We start from the raw sequence: 17,671 nt of genomic DNA, 5'->3' as shown, positions 1-17,671 counted from the left end.
CCAGTAATTGCTAAAATCACTTCCCCAATTGGACGGAAAATGTTACTTTTCCTATGGCTTAAAGTCTATAATAAAATGTATTTCTCAGATCCTCACCCTATGAAACATTGTAAATGGTTGTGCATATTGCTATTCTTTTCCTGCACCGTTCAAAAAATCAACAAGGCTGTACGTACTTCAGATGTGTTTGAAAAGGGGCACATGGGCTTTATGCTTTATGATCCTGTAAAGGACAAAACACTGGTAAAATTAAACGAAGCCAAATACTTTATCCCAGCCTCCAATACCAAAATATTTACCTTTTATTCCAGTTACAAAGCCCTAGGTGATGGATACATCAACGGTTTGAATTATACCTACCAGGGCGATTCGCTAATTTTTTGGGGAACAGGAGACCCTTCACTTTTACACCCGGACTTTAAGGACAGTACTGTAGTGGAATTTCTCAAAGCAAATCCTAAAAACTTATTCATGGTTGATAATTTTGAGCAACTTTCCAGTTATGGACCCGGATGGTCTTGGAACTGGTTTCCTTACTATTTTGCTGCCGAAAGATCCGCCATGCCTATTTTTGGAAATGTATTGCGCTTTTCTAAAAGAGCTGAGTTAGCGGAAGCATCTCCTATCCAAAATCTGTCCTTTTACCTCTAATGCCATCAAATCGAACGCCTCCGGAAAATTATTTTATCCAAAGAGACTTTAAGAAAAACACCTATGAATATGCCATAAACAAAGAAAAAGACAGCTTGACTTTTGCAACCGATAAACCTTTTATTACCTCTGCCACATTAACCAAAAACCTCTTGCAGGAAGCAGTAGGAAAACAAATAACACTCCTGGAAAACAAAGGCATTACCCAAGGACCACATGAGAAATTGCAAACGGTTAAGGCAGATTCCCTATATGCGCAGATGATGAAAATCAGTGACAATTTCTTGGCAGAACAGTTGATGGTTTTGGTCTCGGATGCAGTCTTAGATTCAATCAATATCCGAGCTGGTATCTCCTATGCAAAGGAACACTATTTGGCAGATCTGCCTGATGAGCCGCAGTGGGTGGATGGATCTGGGCTTTCTCCACAGAATATGTTTACCCCTCGCTCGGTTATCAAACTGCTTCAAAAAATCCATTCAGAAATCCCTATGGAAAAAATTAAGGCTTACTTCCCGGCAGGGGGAGAATCCGGTACTATCCGCAACTGGTATCCTGCAGACCCCGGTGAACCTGCTTATGTCTACGCCAAAACAGGCACCCTTGCTATGAGCACTGCCCTAAGTGGGTTCCTTATTACCAAAAGTGGCAAAACCTTGCTTTTCAGCACCTTCTTTAACAACTACACCGGAAGCTCCAGTGTGCAAAAGAAAGAGTTGCAAAAGCTGTTGTATTTTATTCATGATAAATATTAATGGTTAATTATTAATTGTTAATTATTAATGCTTTAGAATCTTAGGGTGAAATTTAGGATTTAGGCGAATAATATTAATTTAAAAATATAAAAAACAGTGACTTACAAGGAAATCATGGGCCGGCTTTATGCGCTTCAAAATCCAGAGAAAGTCATTTTTAAGGAAAAGAAATATGGGGTAGTCTCTAATAATTCTTTGGGGATATATCATTCAGAACTAAAGAAGATCGCTAAAGAGATTGGCAAGGACAATGAACTTGCCCTGCAACTTTTTGATGGCGGTATTTACGAAGCCCGCATTTTATGTAGCAAAATTTTCAAGCCCAAGGATGTTACCGTTGACTTGATGGAAAAATGGGTCAAAACTTTTGAGAATTGGGAGATATGTGATAGTTTTTCTATGGGGCTGTTTGCTAAAAGTGATTTCGCCCTTGAAAAGATCTTGGAATGGACAAAAAGGAAACCTGAATTTGAAAAAAGAGCAGGCTTTACAATTATGGCTTCCTACTGTATGGCAGATAAATTGTCAGACAACGTGCTATTTGAAGCGTTTTTTCCCATCATTAAGCGAGAAGCAAATGATGAAAGAGTCTATGTCAAAAAAGCGGTGAATTGGGCATTGCGCAATATTGGGAAAAGAAACATTGACCTCAAAAAAAGCCATCCTTGTGGCCCAAGAAATACTGGAAATTGAAAGCCCTGCGGCAAAATGGATTGCCAAAAATGCATTGAATGAATTAGAGAAAGACAATATCAGAATGTCAGATTATCCAAGAGCTATCTATAGGGGGTAGATGGAAGGTTATGAATAATTACCTCTTTAAAAATCAGGTCCTAATTTAGGATTCCGAAGCATAAATAGTAATCCTAAATTCATATTTTATCCATTTAATGCCAATTGTTTACATCGGATTTGCGTATAATAAACTGTTAAACTTTGAATAATGAGGATGCCAGAGATTAGCAGATTTTAAGGAATAATTATTAAAATGTACTTCAATGAACATAATCCTCCTCATTTTCACGTAGAATATCAGGATTATGAGGGGATTGTAAACATTGAAACAGGAGAATTAACAGGTAAAATGTCAAGAAGAGCACTAGGCCTTGTGTATGATTGGCTTGATCAATATAAAGAAGCGCTACTTGAAAACTGGAACCGTATTGAAGAACGGAAACCTCTTAAAAGAATTAAACCTTTAGACTAATGACAGCAAATACACTTCTAATAAAAGTCGAGCAAGCGGAATACGTCTCAGATTACCAAATAAGGTTAACTTTTTCGGACGGATTAACCGGTACTGTAGATTTAAAAGATGAAATATGGGGAGAAGTCTTCGAACCATTGAAGGATATAAATTATTTTAAAAACTTCACCCAAGACCGCTGGACTATTGGGTGGGATTGTGGGGCCGACTTTGCCCCTGAATTTCTCCATGCACTCACCATAAAGCAATCCAAAAAAGCAAATACCATTGAATAAAATGAATGGCTTTTGTTAATTATTAATTTATTGGGCAGGGCTAAATAATCCGGAATTCTTCCTCATTCTAAAGGATACAACAATATACAGCGACTAATCCACTGAACTGGAAGGGGGATAAATTTTCTGTTTAGCAAGCATAATATTTTACCTATTGGATCCTTAGGCGTAAATTACATGACATTATTAATTGTAATTGGTAAGGCCCAAAATCAATATGGAGTCAATAAGTATTTTTGAAATTATTAAGGTAGGCATAGGACCGTACAGCTCACATACCATGGGCCCCTGGAGGGCAGCCTTATTCTTTTTAGACCTATTGAGGAAAAATAGCCAGCTCAACAAGGTTGCGGAAATAAGTACTACCTTATTTGGCTCACTGGCCAAGACAGGAAAAGGCCATGGAACAGATATTGCCGTCATTCTTGGCCTCTCAAATGAGGATTTTAAGACCATTGACACTGATAAAATTGGTGAAAAGATCGAAGAAATTAAAAGTAAAGGGAGCATCTCCATTTCAGCTGACCATTCCATTTCTTTTAATTATGACAAACACATCCTTTTTGAATACAGCAAAAGCCTAGATTATCATCCAAACGGAATGCGATTTGAAGCCAAATTAATTGATGGTTCTGTTTCAGGAAATATATTTCTCTGTGGGGGGAGGGTTTGTGGTGAAACAAAATACAGGACATGTGGCAACAAATCCCATTACCAGCAAGTACCCATGCCACTCCCAAAAAAACCTTTTAGACAATTGCAATCGCTTAAACCTCAGCATTTCTGAACTGGTAATGCTCAATGAAACAGCTTGGCAAACTGAAGCTGAAACTAGAAAACAAGCCCTTTATATTTGGGAGGAAATAAAAAATTGTATTTTTAGAGGTATTAATAAATCCGGAATGCTACCGGGAGGACTGAAAGTAAGGAGAAGAGCTTACGACTTAAATGAGAAATTTTTGAAAGGCCAAAAGTTTGCTAATGTAGCAGACTGGATCAAAGCCATTAAAAATGGACCAAAAGATTTTGATACCGTAAATAAATGGATAAGTGTTTTTGCCTTAGCGGTAAATGAAGAAAATGCCTCTTTTGGTAGAATCATTACTGCACCTACCAATGGCGCTTCAGGCGTGATCCCTGCAGTACTGATGTATGCTCACTGTTTTACGCCAAATTTTGATGAGGATGAAATCGTGAAATTCATACTCACTGCAGGAGAGATAGGTACCCTCTATAAAAAAGGGGCAACTATTTCTGCAGCCATGGGAGGATGTCAGGCTGAAATAGGTGTCTCAAGTTCTATGGCAGCAGGCGCCCTTACAGAAGCACTAGGCGGGAGAAAAGAACAGGTATGCCAAGCCGCAGAAATAGCAATGGAGCACCACTTGGGCATGACTTGTGATCCAATTGGAGGTCTGGTACAAATTCCATGTATTGAAAGGAATAGCATGGGGGCCATTAAGGCCATCACTGCCTCCAACATGGCCCTGGAAAGCGATTCTTCTGCAGCCCGGCTGAGTTTAGACAATGTTATCCAGGTAATGTGGGAAACGGCCTTGGACATGAAATCAAAATACAAAGAAACATCTGAAGGAGGCCTGGCAAAAATCTCGGTCAATATTGCTGAATGTTAAATGAAAGCCCATTAAAGTAATCCACAATAAAAATGAATAAACAACGAATCTTTTTTACCGGAGGATCCGGAAAAGCAGGTAAACATGTGGTCCCTTACCTCCTAGCTCAAGGACATCGCGTAATGAATGTAGACCTGAAACCTTTGAATCATCCAGGGGTTGACAATTTGATAGCTGATATAACAGACTCCGGGCAAATGTTCAATGCCATGAGTTCCTACGCCGCTTTAGATGAATTAGAGCCTGGCAATGGGATACCAAAATTTGATGCAGTAGTGCATTTTGCTGCCGTTCCTAGAATTCTGATCAACCCTGACAATGAAACTTTCCGTGTCAATACCATGGGTACCTACAATGTGATTGAAGCCGCTGTAAAACTTGGCATTAAGAAAATCATCATTGCTTCTTCGGAAACCACCTATGGTGTCTGTTTTTCTGATGGCCCAACAGATCCTAATTCTTTGCCTTTGGAGGAAGACTATGATGTTGACCCCATGGACAGTTATGGCTTATCAAAAGTAGTCAATGAAAAAACTGCCCGCAGTTTTCAGCGTAGATCAGGCTTTGATATATATGCCTTGCGCATAGGAAATGTGATTGAGCCCCATGAATATGAGCAGCTGTTCCCCCATTACTTTAAAAACCCTGAAGTGCGCCGAAGAAATGCCTTCTGTTATATAGATGCCCGAGACCTTGGACAGATTGTAGACTTATGTTTGCAAAAAGACGGACTTGGTTACCAGGTATTCAACGCCGGAAATGATCACAATGGTGCTATTATTCCTAGCAAAGAATTGGCAGAACAATTTTTCCCCGGTGTGCCGATTACCCGTGAATTGGAAGAACATGAAGCTTTGTTTTCAAATAAAAAAATACGTGAAGTACTTGGCTTTAAAGAACAACACAATTGGCGGAAATATGTAAAATGGGAATGATTGCTCGAAAACTGAAATGTTGCCATCGAAATTTTATTCTTTATTGCCTGACAGAAAATATTCCTATCAATAAACCTTACCTTTAAATGAAAAATATTTTTAGATCTCTTGGGATTTTTGTTTTAGCGCTTGTATTTCAATCCTGCACGAGCGCCAATGATGTTCATGTAAGCAGCCCTAATGGAAAATTTAGGTTTGAATTGCTGACTGAAGATTCTCAGCTATATTATCGCGCATTTTTTGATGATAAAGAGATCGTAGGAAAGTCTATACTTGGATTTGAGCTTTCTGACACAAGCAATATCACCCAAAGCCTTAAAATAAAAGAGGTTAAAGAAAGTAAAGTAGCAACAGATTGGAAGCCTGTTTATGGTGAAAGAAACCTTTATCCAGAGCAATACCATCAAGCCATTGTTACCTTTAGTCAAAAGGACCAAAAAACGCCTCTCTTCCAACTCAACATAAGGGCATACAATGAAGGGCTTGCCTTTCAGTATGCATTTGAAAATCCCGGAAAGGTTACCATTGATGCTGAACTAACCGAATTTTCTCTTCCTGCCCATGCAGAGGCATGGATTTCTGAAAGGGCTCAAGGAGAAATTATCAAACAAAAAGTTAGCGAAATAGGCGAAAAAATTGTGGAACGTCCCTTATTAGTGGAGCTTCAGGATTCCTTATTTGTAGCCTTGGGTGAAGCTGCTTTGGTTGATTTTGCCAGAATGAAGTTTGAATTGTCTAAGGAAAAGCCTACAGCTTTGGTCGCCAGTCTTGATGGAAAAGTTCAATTTGATCGGCAATTTACAAGCCCTTGGAGAACAATTATGGCAGGAAATTCAGCAGGTGAATTACTGGAAAACAATTACCTACTATTGAACCTCAATGCTCCAAATGCCATAAAAAACTCAGATTGGATAAAACCCGGAAAGGTTATTCGTGAAGTTACGCTCACCACAGATGGGGGATTGCCTGTGTAGACTTTGCTGTGAAACACAATTTACAATACATTGAATTTGATGCCGGATGGTATGGAAATGAATACGATGACGCTTCGGATGCGACCACCATTACAGTAGATCCAAACCGCTCCAAAGGCCCTCTGGACCTCAAGCAGGTAATCAAATATGCAGAAAGCAAGGGAATAGGGGTGATTTTGTATGTCAACCGAAGAGCTTTAGAAAAACAACTGGATGAAGTATTGCCATTATTAAAATCATGGGGAGTAAAAGGTATCAAATATGGCTTTGTTAATGTAGGTCCACAGGAATGGACCAGTTGGTTACATGAGGCGGTACGAAAGGCCGCAGACCATGGTCTTATGATAGACATACACGATGAATACCGGCCAACGGGCTATTCCCGCACCTATCCAAACCTGATGACGCAAGAAGGTATTCGTGGGGATGAGGAATCTCCTGACAATACCATGGTTTTAAAAACCTTGTTTACCCGTATGCTGGCAGGTGCCGGTGACCATACCAATTGCTATTTTGCAGAAAGAGTAGACAGTAAAATGGGCTCACATGCTTCGCAACTGGCAAAGGCAGTTATGATCTACAGCCCCTGGCAATTCCTTTATTGGTATGACCGACCTGAAAATTCTCCCGGAGCACATAAAGGAGCCGGAAACAGTACCAATTTTATCCTAGAAGTGCCCGAATTGACATTTTTCGACCAAATGCCTACCGTTTGGGATGACACTAAAGTGCTTTCCGGCTACCCGGGAGAATATGCAGTTGTCGCCAGAAGAAGTGAAGACACCTGGTTTATCGGCGCGCTTAATGGGTTACAGGAAAGAGACAGTGAAGTCTCATTTGATTTTTTAGACCCAAATCAAGCATACACCGCTACAATTTTCACGGATGATGAAGAAATGAAAACCCACAGCAGGGTAGCTTTAGAGAAAAGAAACCTAACGTCAGAGGATGTGATGAATTTCAAATTGGGAAAACACAAGGGAATGGCGATGGTTATAAAACCTGCTAAATAGAAAAATGGGATGGCCAATAGCGAGAAACAGAAATAGCTATTGGCCCATTTAAGTTAAAAATGCAGCATATAATCTTTCAATAAACCAATGTATTCGGGAGTATAGGCATTGTTTGCATCTTTTATAACCAATACAGATTTTTTGGGTTGTTCTGGCTTTATTCTAACAAAGGAAGCGATAACACGGTGAACTTTACTTGTTTCTCGGTCCTGAAGAAGGGTTTGGGTATTTGCGTAAAAGCCCTTCTCTGTTCCAAGGCTTTTAAAAGCCTCCATCTCTTTGGGAGGTAATATTAGCCATAGCATCCCTTCTGTTTTCAGCAAACGATCAATTCCCGTCCACAAATCGGTGAAGTTGAGGCCCTGTTCATGCCTGGCCAAATTGATGTTTTGTTTGCTGCTTTGCAGTTGACCACTGTAATAAGGAGGATTGGTGATAATCAGATCGTATTGCTCTATATTACCTGGTTCAAATTCCTGAAAGGCTTGTTGGTGAACCTTGATATTAATCCCTAGCTTATTAAAGGAAACGTTTTGCCTAGCCTGTTCAAAGGCTTCCTTGTCAATTTCCACCGCATCAATGCTGGCAACCGGGTACTTTTGTGCCATCATCAGGGCCAGCACACCTGTACCGGTACCAATATCCAAAATTTTACCTGGAATTGACTTTGCCACTGCAATTGACCCAAGCACTACTGCGTCTGTACTCACCTTCATCGCGCATCGCTCCTGTTCTATTCTAAATTGTTTGAATTGGAAATAAGTATTTGGCCGGCGTCCCATTAGCCTTTTTGTTCTGCTTCATAACCCTGATCGGCAGGCAAATTATTTCCCATGGCTGCTGATACCGCCAATTCATCACACCTTTCATTGAGTGGATTTCCGGCATGACCTTTTACCCACTGAAAGGTAGGTTTGTATTTTAAATGTAAGGGAATGTACCTTTTCCAAAGGTCCATGTTTTTTACCCTTGAACCCCTTTTTTTGCCAACTCCATATCCAACCTTTTTGAACGGAATCTACCACATATTTGCTATCTGAAAAGATGGTTATTGGCAACCCTTCTACTTTCAATGCCTCTAGACCCCTGATAACCGCGAGCAACTCCATTCTGTTATTGGTAGTCAAGCGAAAACCTTCGGAAAGCTCCTTTCTTAAATTTTTATAAAGTAATATCACCCCATATCCACCGTTTCCGGGATTGCCCCTACTCGCTCCATCGGTATAAATTTTTATCATTTGTAGCTCTAATTTGCTTCAAAAATAGTGTAAATATTACAAACAGCCCATAAAGTTGGTCTAGACTTAAATTTTTGTCCAAGCCTCCATTTTCTCAAAACCATTTCTTAGAAGATAGGTTGAATTGAGATTTTTTATAACTGCTTTAGCTCCATGGTTTTGTTAACAGACAATCAAGGAAAATAATGGGGATTATTAGCGATGAATTATTTGGAAAAATGGCGAAATATTTCGTTTTTAAGCATTAATTAAAGTCAAAAAATAGGGATTATAGGCCAAACCATAGGCAATTCGAATAATTAGCAATGATTAATACATGAAAAAATACATTTTAAACAAAGCTGAAGAAATTATTGCGGATACCGAGGAGCCTGCTTACGAATCCATCTCCCTTCGGGATTTTCTAATAGAGTTTGATTACGCCACCAAGTATTTACCGAGGTTCTTAAAAGTTCGCTCCTTTGCTCTTTACATGTTGTTTTTTAAAAGGGCTTATTATTCCATAGGTAATCGGAAAATTAAGGTGAAAATTGCTGCTTTGGGACAAAATATGCTATCAAATTTTGACAACCCTATGTCTAAAGACGTTGTCAAACGAGGGATTAATGATCTGGTAAAATTTGGGATCTTAAAGAAGGTTCACCGGCCCGGAAAAATCAACGAATACATCGTGAAATTACCTTCAGAGATAAAGGCCATTAAAAAGTTGATTAAAAACGAAGATGCCATAGAAGAAAGCATGTATGGCGACTCAGAGGACAATATTCTTTCCGATGATAAAAAAAGAACCGAGATTCTAAAAAGAGACAATAACAAATGTTTCTATTGTCTTTGTGAACTTAAAGCACCTGACTTTTACTTGAATCATATTCATGCCAAAGCAGATGGTGGCTACGATTGGAAATCTAATTTAGTCTCCTCTTGCAGAACCTGCAATACAGTAAAAAATGCAGACAATGTCGATACCATATTACAACGGAACTTTCAAAAGGGCTTGATTTTAAAAGCCGAATATTTGGCCCAAAAAACAAACTTAATAAGCTAAAGGCTGAATACCAGGAAATAAAAGAAAACATTGGCAATATACCCTAAACCCAATTTCTAGAGAGAATGGGTTTAGGAATTATTTGCCGCATCTACAAAATCCGAATTGAATCTATTCGTCGAATACACATTCTGAATCTTCTGACTTCCAAATGGTTTGCTTGGAATCAAGATCATCTAGCGTATGGTCCTCCTCAATTTTGTTTCCCGAGCAGTCATAAGTAATAAGCTGCCAATTACAATTAGGACAACAACTGGCCAAATAAAACACCGTTTGACCCTCATAAATGGCCTGACCTATATAGTTGTATTCCGACATTTCATCAGAAGCGTAGTTTTCTTGCAAAGTTTTTAGCCAAGATAAATTAGTTAGCGGGTCGGTTACCCCACAAATAGTCTCCGGATCCTGATCTTCATTGCAAGAAAAACTAAGGATAAAACAGAACAAAAGAGGAAAAGTAAATTTTTTCATAAATGGGTTATTTAATAATAAATTGGTTTTATATCCATACGGCCCTTACCATGTTTTTGCTACATGGTGTCTGTGGTAAAATAGAATTAAGATAAAAAAGATTACACTATTTCTATTGCTCCCCTCCACATATACTTCCACAACAGAAGCGTTTGGCGAAAATGCCAAAGTTTGTAGCTTGAAAATTGAAATTTTAGTCATAAATTAAGGATTGAACACCTAACCATTCCCACCAATGAAAAATAGCTTTGGCCGCATCGCTCTTACTCCTCTGCTCATTGTTTTATTCAACTACTCTCTAATGGCACAGGAAATGGATTTCGAAACTTACAATCCTAAGTCCACTTTGGTGGTACCTGAACACCCGGTCAAAAGAGCGAAGTTTCCATTTGTTGACATTCACAGTCACCAGAGAAATGTTAATGAAACCCTTATTTTAAAACTAATCGGAGAAATGGATGAGATAAATATGGCCACTATGGTAAATCTAAGTGGTAAACGGTTTTCCCGAATTGGAGGCGATAACAATGGACAGGAATACCTAAATTCCATGATCAACGCGTTTAATACATTTGCCCCAGGAAGGTTTATTGTTTTTACTAACCTTTCCTTTGCCGGGTTTGGAGAGAAAGACTGGAAAGAGAAAGCAGTAAAAATCCTTGAAGAAGATGTGAAAAATGGTGCAAATGGCCTCAAAATCTTCAAGAGCTTGGGTTTGAGTGTGACAGATATACATGGCAAAAGGGTTCCTATCAATCATCCGGATCTGGACGTCATATGGGCCAAATGCGGCGAATTGGGGATCCCTGTTCTTATTCATGCTGCCGACCCTGCGCCCTTTTGGGAGCCCATGGATAGTAACAATGAGCGTTGGTTGGAGTTAAAATTGCGACCCAATAGGAAGAGAGGTGCGAATAACCCTGCCCCTTTCGAACAAATTATAGCAGAGCAGCATGGTATTTTTGAGAAACACAAAAACACAACTTTTATCAATGCCCACATGGGCTGGATGGCCAATGATCTGGAAAAGGCTGCCAAACACTTGGACAAATACCCTAATGTTAATTTTGGAATCGCAGCCGTCATTGCTGAATTTGGCCGGCAACCAAGGGCGGCCAAAAAGTTTTTCATTGAATACCAGGACAGGATTCTCTTTGGAAAAGACGCCTATAATAAAGAGGAGTTTTACACCTATTTCAGGGTACTGGAAACAGAGGATGAATATTTCCCTTATTACAAGAAATACCACGCTTATTGGCGCATGTATGGCTTGGGTCTGCCTGATGAAGTACTCAAGAAAGTCTACTATAAAAATGCGCTGAGAATTGTTCCCAATTTAGATAGAAGCCTTTTCCCTGAATGATGGAATCATAAGAAAAAAACTTGCTTAGCCACAGTCTTAAAGATAGGGCTAAGCAAGTCCAATAGGAATTAAATTTTAAACATTAGACCGATTGCTTAAACGCTGCTATGATCTAAAGGATAATCTCTCCTTTAAGTTTATTGTTACTCTTTTTTCTATCCTTAGTATTAATTATCAATCGGTATTTTAATTTTTTTCCGGGTTGGTTGGCAGGAAATTTTTCACCCGAAGAGTATACAAGCGATTTTCCTGATGCTATAGCGGAAGTTTTGGTGTCAAAGCTAATCATCTTGCCATTTACCTTCAAAAACACACGATAAGTGCCTGCAGGAGCTGTTTCCGGCCCGTTGTTTCTTATGGCATATTTAAATGTCCGATAGCCATTTACCTCAGCATCTAGCATTACTTCCACCGCTTCTAAATCATAAGCAACTTCCTCCTGAGCAAAAAGGGGTGAATACGCTAAAAAACAAACAATTAAAAATCTCCATTTCATAAGCTATAAATTTAGTAGAAGTCCAAAAATAAAAAAGCCCGGTCACTTAAAAGCAACCGGGTATAAAATAATTTTATTAAGTTTTAATTAATTGGCAGCGGGTTCCTCCGTAGCTTCAATACCTAATTTAGCCAAAACAAGATCAGTAAATGGATCATTGTCTTTGGTATACAAAAGCACTGGTGCTTGTCCTGCAGACTCAGATAAAATATGAGTATAGTTATGCTCTGCTGCTACAGAATTGATCGCGTTGTAAACTTTGGTTTGAACCGGTTGTAATAACTCCTGAAGCTTTCTTTGATAACCTGCTTGCGCATCCTGCTCAAACTTCTGAATTTCTTGTTGCAATTTCTGAAGTTCTTGTTGCTTCGTGTTCCTTGCGTCCTCTGTCATGTTAGGAGCAGCTTGCTGAAAAGCCTGTGCTTGCCTTTGAAAATCTGTACTTTTGGTTTGGATTTGCTGACCCAATTGGTTGCTATAGTCTTTGATATCAGCGTCTATTTGCTCCATCTCCGGCATCAAGCTCATGATATACTCCACATTGGTATATCCAATTTTGACTTCTTGTGCATTTGCTACAAATCCAAAGCAAAAGAGGGCAATTGCTGATAGGAAAATTCTTGCTTTCATAATTGTTAAACTTTGTTAATTTTAATTGTTTTCTTCTAATCCTAATTCTTCAATGATAAAATCCGAGTAATCATGTCTTGGGTCCGTATAGATTATGGACGTAGGACTTGATGCTTTGTCAAATAAAATGGCAATGCCATTTCGTTTAGAGACCCTGTCAATGGCATCATAGATGGTCGATTGTAAGGGCTGTAGCAATTCTGCTTGTTTTTGGTACAACTGTCCATTTTCGCCAAATATTCTGTTATTGAAGGCACGAGCCTCTTTTTGTTTTTCTCTTATAAGTTCCAGTCTTTCCTGGTACATTTCTTCGGTAAGTAAAACCTGTTCACCTTGAAGGTCACTATACATCTGTTGTATCTCTTCCTCCAAATTTTGTGCCTCTTTTTGCCACTCCGAACTTAAGGCTTCCATTTCTCCCTGAATCTTTTTGTAATCCGGATGCTTGTTGAGAATATATTCTGTGTCAACATAGCCTAATTTCTGTCCCATTAACACAATGGGCAAAAAGGTTAGCAAAAATAACAATTTCAGGGACTTTTCCATAATTATCTGAATTGTTGACCAATGGTAAAGTGAAACATTCCACCACTTGGTCCCGGGTTAGGATCACTAGTTGTTGAAACCCCATCAAATCCATACCCCCAATCAATACCTAATAGACCGAATGCCGGCATAAATATCCTCGCACCAAAACCGGCAGATTTTTTCAAATCATAGGGGTTATAATCTTGATAATTTCCCCAGTTATTTCCAGCCTCTGCAAAACCAAGTAAGAAGATGGTTGCAGAAGGATTAGGAGAAACAAGGAAACGAAGCTCCATTACATGTTTGTTATAAACTACTCCACCATAGGCTACTGGTGCATTCGGTTGGTTTCTAAATTCTTTACCCGGGGTAATGGATTGGTTTTCGTAACCTCTCAGACCAATGATCTCTTGGCCGAGAGCAAAGTTCATCATGTTCATCCCATCACCACCCAAAACAAAGCGCTCTAAAGGAATAATGCCTGTTTTGTCACCATAAGAACCTAAGAAGCCCAGGTGAGTTCGTGCGCTCAATACTAGCTTATTAGACCCCATTACAGGAGTGTAAAATGACCCATCAAACATCCACTTGTGGTATTCCAGCCATTGGTATTTCTCCTGATCGGTAGATTCACTGTTCAGGCCATTGTTCAAAGCCGCATAAGGAGGGGTGAGTGAAGCACTCAAGGTAATATTAGAACCAAATCTAGGATAAATGGCTTGGTCTAGGTTATTTCTGGAAATCGTGGTATTCAAGGCCACACTTTTGGCATTACCTGTATTAAAGCTTAAGCCAAAGTAGTTTCCGTATTCATCAAAACTATAATTTTGAAACTGGAGGCTATTACTGATCTGGAAGTAATCATCCGGCCAAGTTACCCTTTTCGCCAATCCAACGGAAGCACCGGTAATCTTGAAAGAGCCTAACTCTTCACCAAAATTGGTGGTACTATAATAATTCAACTGTCTTTGAACAGAATGATTAAAGCTAAAACTTAAAGCAGTAGGTTTTTTACCACCAAACCAAGGTTCTGTAAAGGATATACTATAGTTCTGAAAGCTTTTACCATTGGCTTGAACTCTCAAAGATAGTTTCTGTCCATCCCCTACAGGAAGCGGTCTCCACTTAGAAAAATCCTTAATGTTTTTGATTGAGAAGTTATTGAAGGTAAGTCCTACAGTACCCACAAAACCAAAGAGACCACCCCAACCACCGGAAAGTTCGATTTGATCATTTGGTCTTTCTTCAAGCTGGAAAGTAATATCTACAGTAGCATCTTCAAAATTAGGCCTCATGTCCGGCTCAATGTTTTCAGGGTTAAAGTAACCTATTTGAGACAATTCTCGAATGGTTCTTACCAATGCTTTCCTATTAAACAATTGTCCTGGAAGAATACGTATTTCTCGCATGACCACATGATCACTGGTACGCTCATTTCCTTCGATTGAAACACTATTTACAGTCACTTGGGGACCTTCAAATATCCTTAATTCTATATCTATAGAATCCGCAGCAATATTTACCTCCACAGGGTCTATTGTAAAAAACAAATAGCCATTGTCTTGGTACAGCGAACTGACATCATCTCCTCTTTGGGGATCATAATTAAGCCTTTTGTCTAGTTTTTCCTTGTTGTAGATGTCTCCACTGAATATTCCAAGTTTGGCTTGAAGCTCCTCATCTGTATGAATATAATTTCCTGAAAACTCAATATTTCGATAATAGTATTGCTTGCCTTCTTCTATGTCAAGATCAATATTGATCCGGCTATCATCAAAGCGGAAAACACTATCAGATAAAATCTCGGCATCACGATACCCACGGCTATTGTAAAAATCTATGATGGCCTTTTTATCATCTCGGTAATCACTCTTCACAAATTTAGACCCGTTAAAGAAATTAAGCTTAAAATTTCTATTGATATAAGCCTTCACTTCTTCGTCAGTTACAGGGTTTCTCTTAGCCACTGCATTGCTGATATTTTTAGGATTGGCTTTTATAAGCCTTGAAACTAGGTCCTTGAATATATAAACACGAGCATGCTCGTGGGTTCCTTTCATTTTTTCTTCAGGCGATTGTCAGAAATATTTTCATTGCCATCAAAGGCTATTTCATTGATACGTACCTTACTTTTCTTGTCTACATCAAACCTGAGTTTGACACTATTAGGAAGGGTCGTGTCTCTCTCTTGGATCACTTTTACCTCGGTATTCAGAAAGCCTTTACCCACGAAATAATCTCTAATATTGCGCTGAGCGGTATTGAGCACATCGTCTCTAACTACTCTACCAGTAATATTTACCTTGTCTTTAAGTTCTCCCTCTTGGGTTTTATTTACACCGGTAAAATCAAACCGACTAAATCGAGGCCTCTCGGTAAGGTCCAATAAAAGGTGAATATCATCCCCTTCTATTTTTGTCACCAATATTTTGACATCTCCAATAATACCTTGCCCCCATAGCTTTTTTAATGCCCCTGAAATAGCATCACCCGGAACAGTTATTTGATCATCCACGCGAAGACCCGCCAGAGAAATTATGGCTGTTTCGTCCAATGTACTTAAACCTACTGCCTCAATGGAAGCGATTCGATACTTCTTGGGACTGGTATAACTTAGGTCTATAATATTTACCGGCTCCTTACTGGTGTACCGGCTTTGCCCCAACCTTATTTGGGCCTCTGCCACTCCGGTCAATAGCAGCAAGTAAATAATTAATAAATTCTTTTTCATTTCAAACGATCAAATTTAACCCCAGTAATATATGAGCTGGGGCAGCAATAATTCTGAAATTCTCAATTCATTTCAGAACAAGTAGTGTCAATTGGAGCCTTTTGTTTGTGCTCCGGTTTTACCAAACCTTCTTTCCCTTTTTTGAAAAGCAAGTATGGCTTCATGCAAATGTTTTTTCCGGAAATCCGGCCAAAGCACTTCGGTGAAATATAATTCTGTATAGGCCAATTGCCATAACATAAAATTACTTATCCTGATTTCACCACTGGTTCTGATTAACAGTTCCGGATCAGGTATATTGGCAGTATTCAGGTGCTCTCCAATCACTTTTTGATTGATAGCTTCCGCTGATAACTCACCTTTAACTACTTTTTTGACAATTGCCTGAACAGCCTTTTCCAATTCCCAACGACCACTATAGCTCAATGCCAATACCACGGTCATACCGGTATTGTCTTTGGTTTTTTCTTTTCCCATCTTAAGGTGCTTTATGCACGAATCCGGCAGGCTATCAATATCACCGATGGTTTCCAATCTGATATTGTTTTTCATCATGGTCGGCACCTCATCTGTGATAGCTTGAACCAGAATTTCCATCAGGGCATCCACCTCATCTTTGGGTCTTGACCAATTTTCAGTAGAGAAGGCATACAAGGTAATAAAATCTACCCCTAATTCTGCCGAACCTTCGATGGCATCCCTTACAGCTGCCAAAGCATTTCTATGGCCAAATATTCGCATGGCACCTTTCTTCTGAGCCCAACGCCCATTGCCATCCATTATCACTGCAATATGTCGGGGTATATTGCCCTTGTCAATCACTTCATTCATTCCAAATTTCTCTGTTGGTTTAATTGATTTACAAAAATGACAACCTTCTTTTTAAAAATTCTATCCTGAAGTCAATTATTGTACTAGTAGCACTTGATCTGATGAAAAGAATAGCTTATAGTAAAGCCCAAAAAGTAATACCAATCACGGTCAGATGGATTGCCAAAGTTAATGCTTGTTGGTTCTAATACTTGATTTCCCGTGCCGGGATCGGTTCTGTAACGAGGTAAATAAATGGATTCATCCCCTATTTTATCCAAATTGTCAGTAAAGGTAGCCTTCGCTCCTCCTTCAAAAGAGAGTAAAATACGGTCCTTAAGTTTGTATTTTATACCTGCCCCAAAGGGAAGAATTACCGTGCCCAAGCTGTAACTGCCGGGTTGTATGTCTCCTTCATAAGATTGGCCTTGTCCAAAGAACATACCATATCCCAAACCAAAAAAGCCAAATGGGGAAAACCTACTGGTTGATTTGTGACTCATATAGTCTATGAAATGAAACTCCATCCTTGCGGAAACCTCGGCCATTGTGCCATTAAAAAAGGCATTTCTGGTCGCAGCTACCTGATCTATGGGGCGGATACTGTCCGCTCCATTTAATCTAGCAATGGAAAACCCGGCCCTTAAGCTCCAGGCATTGTCAAAATTTCGTCTGCCAAATAACGTTCCTTGAATACCAAGCTGACTTGGATCAATAACCCGAAGGATATCTCCGGTATATGTCCCCGCACCTAAACCTAAACCTATCTCATGCTGTTGGGCTTTTACAGTCTGGGAAACGCCCAAACTTATAAAGACCAAAATTACTGATAGTGCTAATGTGTAAAACCTGGATTTATTCAAGTCGTTGCAATTTATAAACTACCCAACGAATAAAAAACCCAACCAAGTATAC

General features: G+C 39.3%; 20 protein-coding genes and 2 pseudogenes. 13 read left to right on the top strand and 9 right to left on the bottom strand.

The window, feature by feature from the left end; genetic code table 11:
* The first annotated feature begins 99 nt into the window (after window positions 1–99).
* The 11 genes from WG932_RS21440 (at window position 100) to WG932_RS21390 (ending at window position 7,444) form a co-directional block, all read left to right on the top strand.
* Complete coding sequence (locus WG932_RS21440; protein WP_483085322.1) at window positions 100–651, top strand: D-alanyl-D-alanine carboxypeptidase; 552 nt, start codon at window positions 100–102, stop codon at window positions 649–651.
* Entirely contained in the window at window positions 651–1,406 is a 756-nt protein-coding gene (locus tag WG932_RS21435; RefSeq protein WP_483085321.1) for a D-alanyl-D-alanine carboxypeptidase, read from the top strand. Before WG932_RS21440 ends, WG932_RS21435 begins: the two co-directional genes overlap by 1 nt.
* Window positions 1,407–1,502: 96 nt before the next feature.
* Window positions 1,503–2,099 (top strand): DNA alkylation repair protein, encoded by a 597-nt coding sequence (locus tag WG932_RS21430; RefSeq protein WP_483085320.1) that lies wholly within the window; start codon window positions 1,503–1,505, stop codon window positions 2,097–2,099.
* On the top strand, window positions 2,074–2,199 hold the full coding sequence (locus tag WG932_RS21425; RefSeq protein ID WP_483085319.1) for a hypothetical protein: 126 nt from the start codon (window positions 2,074–2,076) through the stop codon (window positions 2,197–2,199). The genes WG932_RS21430 and WG932_RS21425 overlap by 26 nt, the downstream gene beginning before the upstream one ends.
* 183 nt (window positions 2,200–2,382) lie before the next feature.
* On the top strand, window positions 2,383–2,613 hold the full coding sequence (locus WG932_RS21420) for a DUF4160 domain-containing protein (RefSeq protein WP_317192479.1): 231 nt from the start codon (window positions 2,383–2,385) through the stop codon (window positions 2,611–2,613).
* Window positions 2,613–2,888 carry a DUF2442 domain-containing protein gene (locus WG932_RS21415; RefSeq protein ID WP_483085318.1) on the top strand — a complete coding sequence of 92 codons (276 nt, stop codon included), beginning with the start codon at window positions 2,613–2,615 and terminating at the stop codon, window positions 2,886–2,888. Before WG932_RS21420 ends, WG932_RS21415 begins: the two co-directional genes overlap by 1 nt.
* 217 nt (window positions 2,889–3,105) lie before the next feature.
* Window positions 3,106–3,675, top strand: a complete 570-nt coding sequence (locus WG932_RS21410) for a serine dehydratase beta chain (RefSeq protein WP_483085317.1) — start codon at window positions 3,106–3,108, stop codon at window positions 3,673–3,675.
* Complete coding sequence (locus WG932_RS21405) at window positions 3,560–4,522, top strand: L-serine ammonia-lyase (RefSeq protein WP_483088699.1); 963 nt, start codon at window positions 3,560–3,562, stop codon at window positions 4,520–4,522. The genes WG932_RS21410 and WG932_RS21405 overlap by 116 nt, the downstream gene beginning before the upstream one ends.
* Before the next feature lie 32 nt (window positions 4,523–4,554).
* Entirely contained in the window at window positions 4,555–5,457 is a 903-nt protein-coding gene (locus WG932_RS21400) for an NAD-dependent epimerase/dehydratase family protein (protein ID WP_014019911.1), read from the top strand.
* Between the two features lie 86 nt (window positions 5,458–5,543).
* A complete protein-coding gene (locus tag WG932_RS21395) occupies window positions 5,544–6,431 on the top strand; it encodes a glycoside hydrolase family 97 N-terminal domain-containing protein (protein WP_483085316.1) in 888 nt (295 codons plus the stop codon).
* An 8-nt stretch (window positions 6,432–6,439) separates the two neighbouring features.
* Window positions 6,440–7,444 carry a glycoside hydrolase family 97 catalytic domain-containing protein gene (locus tag WG932_RS21390; RefSeq protein WP_483085315.1) on the top strand — a complete coding sequence of 335 codons (1,005 nt, stop codon included), beginning with the start codon at window positions 6,440–6,442 and terminating at the stop codon, window positions 7,442–7,444.
* A 53-nt stretch (window positions 7,445–7,497) separates the two neighbouring features.
* On the opposite strand, the gene WG932_RS21385 is transcribed toward WG932_RS21390, so the two are convergent.
* Together WG932_RS21385 and WG932_RS21380 are read right to left on the bottom strand one after the other, a co-directional pair.
* Window positions 7,498–8,226 carry a tRNA1(Val) (adenine(37)-N6)-methyltransferase gene (locus WG932_RS21385; RefSeq protein WP_483085314.1) on the bottom strand — a complete coding sequence of 243 codons (729 nt, stop codon included), beginning with the start codon at window positions 8,224–8,226 and terminating at the stop codon, window positions 7,498–7,500.
* Window positions 8,226–8,619 (bottom strand): annotated as a pseudogene (locus WG932_RS21380) (ribonuclease H family protein). Before WG932_RS21380 ends, WG932_RS21385 begins: the two are co-directional and overlap by 1 nt.
* A gap of 379 nt (window positions 8,620–8,998) precedes the next feature.
* Between WG932_RS21380 and WG932_RS21375 the strand changes: the two are divergent.
* Window positions 8,999–9,727 carry an HNH endonuclease gene (locus WG932_RS21375; protein WP_483085313.1) on the top strand — a complete coding sequence of 243 codons (729 nt, stop codon included), beginning with the start codon at window positions 8,999–9,001 and terminating at the stop codon, window positions 9,725–9,727.
* Between the two features lie 111 nt (window positions 9,728–9,838).
* On the opposite strand, the gene WG932_RS21370 is transcribed toward WG932_RS21375, so the two are convergent.
* Complete coding sequence (locus tag WG932_RS21370; protein ID WP_149392968.1) at window positions 9,839–10,198, bottom strand: hypothetical protein; 360 nt, start codon at window positions 10,196–10,198, stop codon at window positions 9,839–9,841.
* 235 nt (window positions 10,199–10,433) lie between these two features.
* On the opposite strand from WG932_RS21370, the gene WG932_RS21365 reads away from it, so the two are divergent.
* Entirely contained in the window at window positions 10,434–11,561 is a 1,128-nt protein-coding gene (locus WG932_RS21365) for an amidohydrolase family protein (RefSeq protein WP_483085312.1), read from the top strand.
* Between the two features lie 112 nt (window positions 11,562–11,673).
* Here WG932_RS21365 and WG932_RS21360 read toward each other — a convergent pair whose 3' ends face one another.
* The 6 genes and pseudogenes from WG932_RS21360 to porG form a co-directional block, all read right to left on the bottom strand.
* Complete coding sequence (locus WG932_RS21360; RefSeq protein ID WP_014019904.1) at window positions 11,674–12,057, bottom strand: hypothetical protein; 384 nt, start codon at window positions 12,055–12,057, stop codon at window positions 11,674–11,676.
* 87 nt (window positions 12,058–12,144) lie between these two features.
* Window positions 12,145–12,687: an OmpH/Skp family outer membrane protein gene (locus WG932_RS21355; protein WP_014019903.1), complete on the bottom strand. Its 543-nt coding sequence runs from the start codon at window positions 12,685–12,687 to the stop codon at window positions 12,145–12,147.
* A gap of 21 nt (window positions 12,688–12,708) precedes the next feature.
* The gene (locus WG932_RS21350; protein WP_014019902.1) at window positions 12,709–13,233 is read right to left on the bottom strand and encodes an OmpH/Skp family outer membrane protein; all 525 of its coding nucleotides are present in this window, start codon (window positions 13,231–13,233) and stop codon (window positions 12,709–12,711) included.
* A 2-nt stretch (window positions 13,234–13,235) separates the two neighbouring features.
* Window positions 13,236–15,946 (bottom strand): annotated as a pseudogene (locus tag WG932_RS21345) (BamA/OMP85 family outer membrane protein).
* Window positions 15,947–16,033: 87 nt separating this feature from the next.
* Window positions 16,034–16,777 carry an isoprenyl transferase gene (locus WG932_RS21340; RefSeq protein WP_014019900.1) on the bottom strand — a complete coding sequence of 248 codons (744 nt, stop codon included), beginning with the start codon at window positions 16,775–16,777 and terminating at the stop codon, window positions 16,034–16,036.
* 83 nt (window positions 16,778–16,860) lie between these two features.
* Entirely contained in the window at window positions 16,861–17,619 is a 759-nt protein-coding gene (porG, locus tag WG932_RS21335) for a type IX secretion system protein PorG (RefSeq protein WP_149392970.1), read from the bottom strand.
* Window positions 17,620–17,671: the final 52 nt, after the last annotated feature.

Source organism: Cyclobacterium sp. SOCE241 (genome assembly GCF_056867545.1).
The sequence above is the reverse complement of the archived record's forward strand: the minus strand, read 5'-3'. Positions and strand labels throughout refer to the sequence as shown.